Origin of the sequence: Micromonospora sp., assembly GCF_048594385.1 — a bacterium.
GTDB classification, from domain to species: domain Bacteria; phylum Actinomycetota; class Actinomycetes; order Mycobacteriales; family Micromonosporaceae; genus Micromonospora; species Micromonospora wenchangensis.
In genome coordinates this window covers 1-8,028 of sequence record NZ_JBMDWU010000065.1, presented here as the reverse complement: position 1 = coordinate 8,028, position 8,028 = coordinate 1, and the positions used below count along the sequence as shown (strand labels likewise).

Genomic DNA, 8,028 nt, shown 5'->3' with positions numbered 1-8,028 from the left:
CCGTCGCGTTCCTCGCCGGCATGGCGTTGCTGGCGGCGGGGGTCTGGGTGTCCGGGGCGACCCGGCAGCCGGAGGTCGACCCGGTGGTCCGGACCGCCGCCGACGCACAGGTGGCACAGTGTCCGTCCCGACCGGTGGTGGCGGCCGGGACGGCGGTGCCGCCTGACGACGTGGCGTGGCGGACCCTCGACGGCGGCGACCGGGTGCCGGTCTCCGCGACGCAGGGACCGTCGCGCACCGCCGACGGGGTGCTGGGGTGTTTCGCGCACACCCCCATCGGTGGGGTGCTGGCGGCGCACGCCGTGCCCACCCAGTTGGCCGGGCCCGCCTGGCGGGCCGTGGCCGACCGGCAGGTGCTGCCGGGGCCGGGCCGCGACGTGCTGGTGGCCCGGCTGGAGGCCGCCGCCGGGGTGGTCACCAGCCGTGGCGGCGGCAGCTACGCGGGCTTCGCCCTGGTCCGGTACGCGGCCGACGCCGCCCGGGTGCAGCTGCTGGTCAAGACCGGCGCCGGGGGCTACGTGGCGACCCTGGTCGAGCTGCGCTGGGACGCCGGTGACTGGAAGGTCGCGCCGTCGCGGGCCGGCGTGGTGCACGCGTCGCTCGGCACGGTCACCGGCAGCGCCGGCTACACACTCTGGAGGAAGTAGATGGGCGGGTGTTCACCTCCCAGTCCCCTCGACATCATCACCGGCTTCTTCTCGTTCCTGGGTGACCCGATCGGCACCCTGGTCCGGATGATCGCCAACCTGATGCTGGCCGCCGCGATCTCGATCTTCGCCGAGTTGAGCGCCTCGGTGCCGACGCTGGGCACCACGACCGAGGGCGGTCCGGACGACGTACCGAGCCTGATCAGCGACCAGATCGAGTGGGTCGTGACGTACCTGGCGATCGGGTCGGTGCTGTTCGCCGCCGCCCGGATGGCGATGGAACGCAAGGGCACCGCCGGACGGACCGCCCTGCAGGGCTTCCTGCGGGTCATCCTGGTCGCCGGGGCCGGTTCGTGGGTGGTGGGCCGGGCGGCCAGCCTCTCCGACGGCTTCTCCGACCACCTGCTCAAGTCGGCGGCCATGCAGGTGATCATGGGGGTGCCGTGCGTGGACAACGGCTCCTCCATCGAGTCGTTCCTGCTGCTGGTGCTGGCCTTCCTGCTGCTGATCGCCGCCATCGTGCACGTACTGATGCTCTACCTGCGGCTGGGCGTGATGACCATCATGCTCGGCACGCTGCCGCTGGCGGCCGCCGCGTCGATGACGAACTGGGGTGCCGGCTGGTGGCGCAAGCACATCGGCTGGACGGTGGCCTGGCTGCTCTACAAGCCCGCCGTCGGCCTGATCATGTTCTCCGGCGCGGAGATGCTCGCCGTCGGCAGCCGGACCCAGAACTCCTCGCACATCCGCATCGCCGGCATCGGCGTGCTGCTGCTGTCGGCGATCGCCCTGCCGGCGCTGCTCAAGATCGTGGTGCCGGCCACGGCGGCGCTGGGCACCGGCGACCCGACCGGCACCGCCGTCTCGGCCGCGGGCGGCATGGTCGCCTCCGGCGCGAAACGGGTCGCCGGGTCCGCCCTGTCCTCCGGCGGCGGGGGCGGGGGAGCGCCGTCCGGGGCTCGCGGGCCGCAGGGCAGTCGGGGCGACACCGGCCGGCAGGGACCGGCCGGCAGCGAGGGCCGCACCGGCCGTAACGCGGGCGGCTCCGCGTCGGCCGCGGGTTCCGCCGCCCGGCTGGCCGGGCCGGTCGGGGCGGCGATCGACGGGGCGCACCGGGCGGCCCGCGCCGGCCGGAGCATGGCGGCCGGCACCGTGTCGGGCGCGGACGGCGACGCCGGCCACAACTGACAGCGCGGGGCGACGGCCGGGCGGCCGTCGCCCGGGTGAGACGAGGGGGAGGCAATGACGACCGAAGCCGTCATCGAACCGACGTACGGCAACTGGCGTCGGCCGCGCCGGGCCGGGCTGGGCCCGCTCGGCCTGGTCGGCACGGTCGGGGTGTTCGGCGGGCTGGTGCTGGTGCTGCTGGCCTCGCTGGCGTCGCTGCAGGCGGCGTTCGTGGTCGGCGTGCCGCTGGTGGTGGCGCTGCTGCCGATGGCCGTACGCACCCAGGACGGCCGCAACATGTACCAGCTCCTGACGTTGCGGATCGGCTGGTCGCGTCGGGTGTCCCGGCGCGAGCACCTGTACGTCTCCGGGCCGCTCTCGGCGCGACCGGGTGGCCGGTTCCCGCCGCCCGGCCTGCTCAGCGGGGTGCTCGCCCGGGAGGGTCGGGACGCCTACGACAGACCGTTCGGGGTGCTGCACCACAAGAGCCGCAACCTCTACACGATCGTGCTGCGGTGCGAACCCGACGGCGGGTCGCTCGTCGACCCGGAGCAGGTCGACACGTGGGTGTCGCTGTGGGGGGAGTGGCTGTCCCGGCTCGCCCACGAGCCGGGGCTGCGGGGGGCGTCGGTGGTGGTGGAGACCGCCCCGGACCCGGGCACCCGGCTCGCGGCGGAGGTGCTGCCCCGGCTGGACGCCGCCGCTCCCGCCGCCGCGCGCGCGGTGCTGGAGGAGGTGGTCGAGGACTACCCGTCGGCGTCGTCGGAGATGAACTCGTACATCACCCTCACCTACGCGCCGGTGGGCGGGCCGCGACGGGACCCGCAGGACGTGGTCACCGACCTGGCCATCCGGGTGCCGAGCCTGCTGACCGGGCTGATCGGGGCCGGTGGGGGTGTCGCCGAGCCGCTGTCGGCCGAGCAGATCGCCGAGGTGGTCCGGGTGGCGTACGACCCGGCCTGCGCCGCCGAGGTGCTCAGCGTCCGGGCCGAGCACGGGCAGACCGGGCTGGAGTGGGCCGACTGCGGGCCGGTCGCGGCGGTCGAGTCGGTGGACGCCTACCAGCACGACTCCGGGGTGTCCCGGACCTGGCTGCTCACCCTGGCTCCCCGGGGGACGGTGCGCTCCAGTGTGCTGCGCACCATGCTCGACGCGTCCGCCGGGACCCGCCGTAAGCGGGTGGCGCTGCTCTACCGGCCGATCGACCCGGCGACCTCGGCCCGGATCGTCGAGGCCGACCGGCGGACGGCGCAGTTCATGGCCACCTCGGGGCGGGGCATGGTGCAGGCGCGGGCCGCCGCCGAGGTCCGCGCCGCCGAGCAGGCCGCCGCCGAGGAGGCCACCGGGGCGGGTCTGGTCGAGTTCTCACTGATGCTCACCGTCACCGTCGACGACCGGTCCCAGCTCGACGACGCGTCGGTGCTGGTCCGCAACATGACCGGGGCGACCCGCATCGCGATGCGGCCGGCCCACCGGATGCAGGCGGCGGCGTTCACCTGCACCCTGCCGGCCGGAATCCTTCCGTGGGAGCAGACCGTGCTGCCACACGAACTCCAGGAGGCGATGTGAGCGGCGCACCGGTCGTCCGCGCGGACGGGCTCGGGGCGGGCTGGCCGGCCGGGACCTCGGGGGCGCGGACCGCGCTGACCGGGCTGGTCGGCGACCCGGACGACGGGGCCCCCGTACCGCCGAAGAACACCCGGCCGCCCCGGCCCCGTCGGGAGCTGCCCGCCTCGGCGCGGGGGTGGGAGGGTCCCGGCGGTGGCCGGGTCGGCTACCTCGACGCGCCCACCATGTGGCGGGCCACCACGGTGCAGGCGTGCGGTCTGTGGCCGTTCTCGGCCGGCTCGGGGGCGCCGATGTCCGGGGTGCCGCTGGGCCAGCACCTCTACACCGGCGCCACGGTCTGCGGTGATCCGATCTCCTGGTTCACCCGGGCCCGCTACATCTCCAACCCGTCGCTGTTCATGCTGGGCATGCCCGGCCTGGGCAAGTCGACCCTGATCAACCGGATGGCGGTGGGCCTGGCGGCGACCGGCGTGGTGCCGCTGGTCCTCGGCGACCTCAAGCCGGACTACGCGGACACGGTCCGCGCCCTCGGCGGGCAGGTGATCCCGATCGGGCGCGGCGTCGGCGGGATCAACGTGCTGGACCCGGGGGCGATGGGGCTGGCCGCCGAGCGCATCGGCGGCCGGGCCGGCCGGGCGCTGGCCGCCGAGACGCACGGCCGGGTGCTGAACATGGTGGCGGCGCTGCTGACCATCGTGCGCGGCCGAGCCCTGGACGACCACGAACAGTCGGTGCTCTCGGCCTGCCTGCGGCACCTGCGCGAACACACCCCGCAGGGCCGGGCCCCGTTGCTGCCGGATCTGTTGCGGGTGCTGGCGGAGGGGCCGGACCGGGTCCGCGCGGTGACCCTGGACCGGGGCCAGGAGAGCCGCTACCGCGACGCGGTGGACCCGCTGCACCGGTCGCTGCTGGGCATCCTCGACGGGGCGTTGGGCGACACCTTCGGCTCGACCACCTCCACCCGGATCGACCCGGACGCCCCGGCGGTGTGCATCGACATCTCCCGCATCGGCGAGTCCGACACCCAGCTCACCGCCGCGGCGATGCTGGCCGCCTGGTCCGAGGGGCTGGGCACGGTCGCCGCCTCGCACGCCCTGGCCGACGCCGGGCTGGCCCCGCGCCGCTGGTTCTTCACCATCCTGGACGAGTTGTGGCGGCCACTGCGGGCGGCGTCCGGCATCGTCGACCGGATCGACGCGCTGACCCGGCTCAACCGGTCGCTCGGCCTCGGCGATGCCAAGATCACCCACACCCTCAAGGACGCCGAGGCGCTGGGCTCCGACGCCGACCGGGCCAAGGCGCGCGGCTTCGTGGAACGGGCCGGGATCGTCGCCTGCGCCGGGCTGCCGGCGGCGGAGATGACCGACCTGGGCCGGGTGATCGGCCTGTCCAAACGGGAGATCGAGCTGGTCTCCTCCTGGTCGTCGCCACCGGGCTGGGCGAGCACCGGCAGCAACGAGGAGCCACCGGGGCGGGGCCGGTTCCTGATCAAGGTGGGTGGCCGGCCCGGCATCCCGATCCGGGTGTCCATCACCGACACCGAGCGCCGGCTGCACGACACCAACCAGCGCTGGGTGCAGAACGGCTACGCCGCCCAGCAGGCCGCCGAGCGGGCGGCGGCCCGGCAGGCGGCCTTCGAGGCCGAGGCGGAACTGGGCAACCTGGCCACCCGGCCGGAACTGGCCGCCGACGAGGTCGCCGCCGGTGAGCGGAGGTGGCGGGCGTGAGCCGCATGTCGTCGGGCGCGCCCCGGGGGGCGGACCTGTTCTTCTGGGCGTTCTGCCTGGTGGTCCTCGCCAACGCGGCGCTGTTCACGGTCGCCTGGCTGGGCGGCACCCTGGGCGCTGCGGTGACCGGGCACGGGTGGCACCCGCCGCCGTTCACGCTCGGCGCGTACCTGGCGCTGATCTCCGGGGACACCGGCACGCTGTGGCCCGGCGCGTCGCCGTACGCGGTCTACGCCGGAATGCTGGTGGTGGCGCTGCTGCTGGTGGTGCCGGGGGTGCTCGCCGGACGCCGGCTGCTGGACCTGCGCGGGCGCGGTGTCGGGCTGGCCCGGGTGCGTGACCTGGCCCCGCTGGCCCCCGCCGGGATCGCGGCCCGTGCCCGGGAGCTGCGTCCCTCGCTGGCCGGGGTACGGCAGCTCGCCCCGGACGACACCGGCAACCTGCTCGGTGACCTGTCGCCCAACGGCCCGGAGCTGCGTTCCTCCTTCGAGGACGTGGAGCTGGACCTGATGGCCCCCCGGGCCGGCAAGTCCACAGGCATCGCGGTTCCCCGGGTGCTGCGGGCCCGGGGCGCGGTCCTGCTCACCTCCAACAAGTCCGACGTGTACGCGGTGACCCGCGCCGAACGGGAACGCGTCGGTACGGTGTGGACGTTCGACCCGCAGGGCATCGCCCACGTGCCCCGGCGGATGTGGTGGGACATCCTCGCCGACTGTACGAGCATCGAGGGGGCCCGCCGACTGGCGGGGCACTTCGTGGCGTCGGTCAACGACGACACCGCCAAGAAGGACTTCTGGATCTCGGCGGCGCAGAACACCCTGACCGCGCTCTTCCTGGCCGCCGCCCGGGGGCGGGCACCCGTCGCCGAGCTGCTCGGCTGGCTGGCCGACCCGGCCGACCGCACCCCGATCGACCTGCTGCGCGACGCCGGGCTGCCGGCGATGGCCGAGCAGCTCCAGGGCACCGTACGCGGGGCGGTGGAGACCCGCGACGGCATCTACGAGACGGCCCGGCAGTGCGTGGCGTGCCTGCTCGACCCGGAGATCCTGGCCTGGGTGTCCCCGGACCCGTACCTGCCGCAGTTCCGCCCGGAACAGCACGTGCTCGGCCGGGACACCCTCTTCCTGCTCTCCAAGGACGGTGGCGGTTCGGCCGCCGGGGTGATCGCCGGGCTCGCCGACGCGACCCTGCGGGCGGGGGTGGTGGCCGCCGAACGGATGGGTGGCCGGCTCGACCCGCCGATGACGGCGGTGCTGGACGAGGCGGCGAACGTGTGCCGGATCTCCGACCTGCCGGACCTCTACTCGCACCTGGGATCGCGGGGGATCAACGTGGTCACCCTGTTGCAGAGCTACCGGCAGGGGTCCCGGGTGTGGGGCGAGGCCGGGATGGACGCGCTGTGGGGCGCGGCCACCATCAAGCTGCTCGGTGCGGGCCTCGACGACGCCGACTTCGTGGAGAAGGTCTCCAAGCTGGTCGGGCAGCACGACGTGAGCACGGTCAGCGTCTCGCGCAGCCGGGACGGCTCGTCCCGGTCCACCTCGTACCGGCAGGAGCACGTGCTGCCGCCGGACCGGATCCGGGCCCTGCCGAAGGGGACCGCGCTGTTGCTCGCCACCGGCATCCGACCCGCCGTGATCACGCTGCGGCCCTGGTACAAGGAGCCGGACGCGGCGCGGATCTCGGCCCAGGCCCGTCAGGAGGTCGCCGCGATCACCGAGCGGGCCGCCGGCAAGGCCACCGCGACGCCGTGGCAGGCGAACCGGCGAGAAACCCCGGCCGCCGGCTGAACCGGTACGCCGGGCCGGTCGTAAAGAGCGTGTCAACCGCTGGTCGAGCATCAAGGAGCCCAGGTGTCCTCACCCCATCAGCCGCCACCGGGCGGGACCGGAAGTCCCACCGGCAGCGAGAGCTACAGCGTCCACTACCCGCCCACCCCGACCGAGTCCGAGCCGCAGGTCGTCTACTCGCCGAGCGTCTACAGCCAGGTCAGTTACACCCCGGGCGCCTACACCCCCAGCAACTACAGCCAGGACGCCCCGAGCACCTCGTCGGTGCCGTCGGGCTACGGCCAGTACAGCGCGGCCGACTACCAGGCCGACGTGGGCCAGCCGTACAGCACGTCGACCTCCTCGGGCCGCAGCAGCCCTGGCCCGGGGGACTCGATCAGCGTCGAGTGGAACGACAGGGAAACCAGCGAGCACTCGCTGGACAGCGCGAACCGGGTGATGACCCTGATCAAGGCGACCGGCAACTGGATCTACGAGAACGACGAGAAGATCGTCAACTTCGTGTCGATGGTCGCGTCGCCCGGGGTGCAGGGCGCCGCCGGGCTGCGGGGTAACGCGGTGGCCAACAGCGTGGGCCTGGCCCTGGCCGCCGGCCCCGGCGCGTACGTGGTGGGCAAGGAGGTGGTCAACTCGCTGCGCGCGGGCCGGCAGGGTGACCTGGTCCGGGCCGCCTACGGCGCGGTGGCCACCGCCGGCGCGCTCACCTGGGGCGTCGGCTACGCGCCGGGTCAGGACACCACGGCCGGCAACGCCGGGGCCATTGTGCACGGTGCCGGCTCCGCGTTCATGGTCACCCGGGGCCCCCGGGAACAGCCGAGGCGCTCCCACCAGGACACGGAGTCCCGGGGGGAGATCGCCGACACCGCCAGTTCGCACCGTAGGAGCGGGGTCACCTCCCGTAACCACACGTCCCGCAACCACACCTCCCGCACCAGCGGCCGGGACAGCGGCTCGTCGCACGAGTCGGTGAGCCGGCGCAACGTGTCCGACCGCACCCGTGACCACCACCGGCGCGGCGGTGGCGGCAGCAGCGGTGGCTCCGGTGTCGTCCGGTAGGTCACGCCGGCCGTGACCGGCCAGGTCGGGGGGGCCCCCCCGGCCCGGGCCGGGGCCCCCCGGCCCCCCCCC

Annotated in this window: 5 protein-coding genes and 1 pseudogene; all 6 read left to right on the top strand. The window is 74.6% G+C overall.

Annotation, left to right across the window (positions count from 1 at the left end; translation table 11 throughout):
* Nucleotides 1-647 (top strand): annotated as a pseudogene (locus tag ACOJTC_RS03105) (hypothetical protein); the annotation flags it as partial.
* Nucleotides 648-1,835 carry a hypothetical protein gene (locus ACOJTC_RS03100; RefSeq protein ID WP_420115651.1) on the top strand — a complete coding sequence of 396 codons (1,188 nt, stop codon included), beginning with the start codon at nucleotides 648-650 and terminating at the stop codon, nucleotides 1,833-1,835.
* Between the two features lie 54 nt (nucleotides 1,836-1,889).
* Nucleotides 1,890-3,383 (top strand): SCO6880 family protein, encoded by a 1,494-nt coding sequence (locus ACOJTC_RS03095; RefSeq protein WP_204924438.1) that lies wholly within the window; start codon nucleotides 1,890-1,892, stop codon nucleotides 3,381-3,383.
* Nucleotides 3,380-5,110, top strand: a complete 1,731-nt coding sequence (locus ACOJTC_RS03090; RefSeq protein WP_420115650.1) for an ATP/GTP-binding protein — start codon at nucleotides 3,380-3,382, stop codon at nucleotides 5,108-5,110. Before ACOJTC_RS03095 ends, ACOJTC_RS03090 begins: the two co-directional genes overlap by 4 nt.
* Before the next feature lie 5 nt (nucleotides 5,111-5,115).
* Entirely contained in the window at nucleotides 5,116-6,900 is a 1,785-nt protein-coding gene (locus tag ACOJTC_RS03085; RefSeq protein ID WP_420115652.1) for a type IV secretory system conjugative DNA transfer family protein, read from the top strand.
* A gap of 63 nt (nucleotides 6,901-6,963) precedes the next feature.
* Nucleotides 6,964-7,956 carry a hypothetical protein gene (locus ACOJTC_RS03080; RefSeq protein WP_420115649.1) on the top strand — a complete coding sequence of 331 codons (993 nt, stop codon included), beginning with the start codon at nucleotides 6,964-6,966 and terminating at the stop codon, nucleotides 7,954-7,956.
* Nucleotides 7,957-8,028: the final 72 nt, after the last annotated feature.

What these genes read in the sequence shown, in the direction of transcription:
- ACOJTC_RS03100 (WP_420115651.1), top strand. Translation starts at nt 648, where the DNA reads ATGGGCGGGTGTTCACCTCCCAGTCCCCTCGACATCATCACCGGCTTC.
- ACOJTC_RS03095 (WP_204924438.1), top strand. Translation starts at nt 1,890, where the DNA reads ATGACGACCGAAGCCGTCATCGAACCGACGTACGGCAACTGGCGTCGG.
- ACOJTC_RS03085 (WP_420115652.1), top strand. Translation starts at nt 5,116, where the DNA reads ATGTCGTCGGGCGCGCCCCGGGGGGCGGACCTGTTCTTCTGGGCGTTC.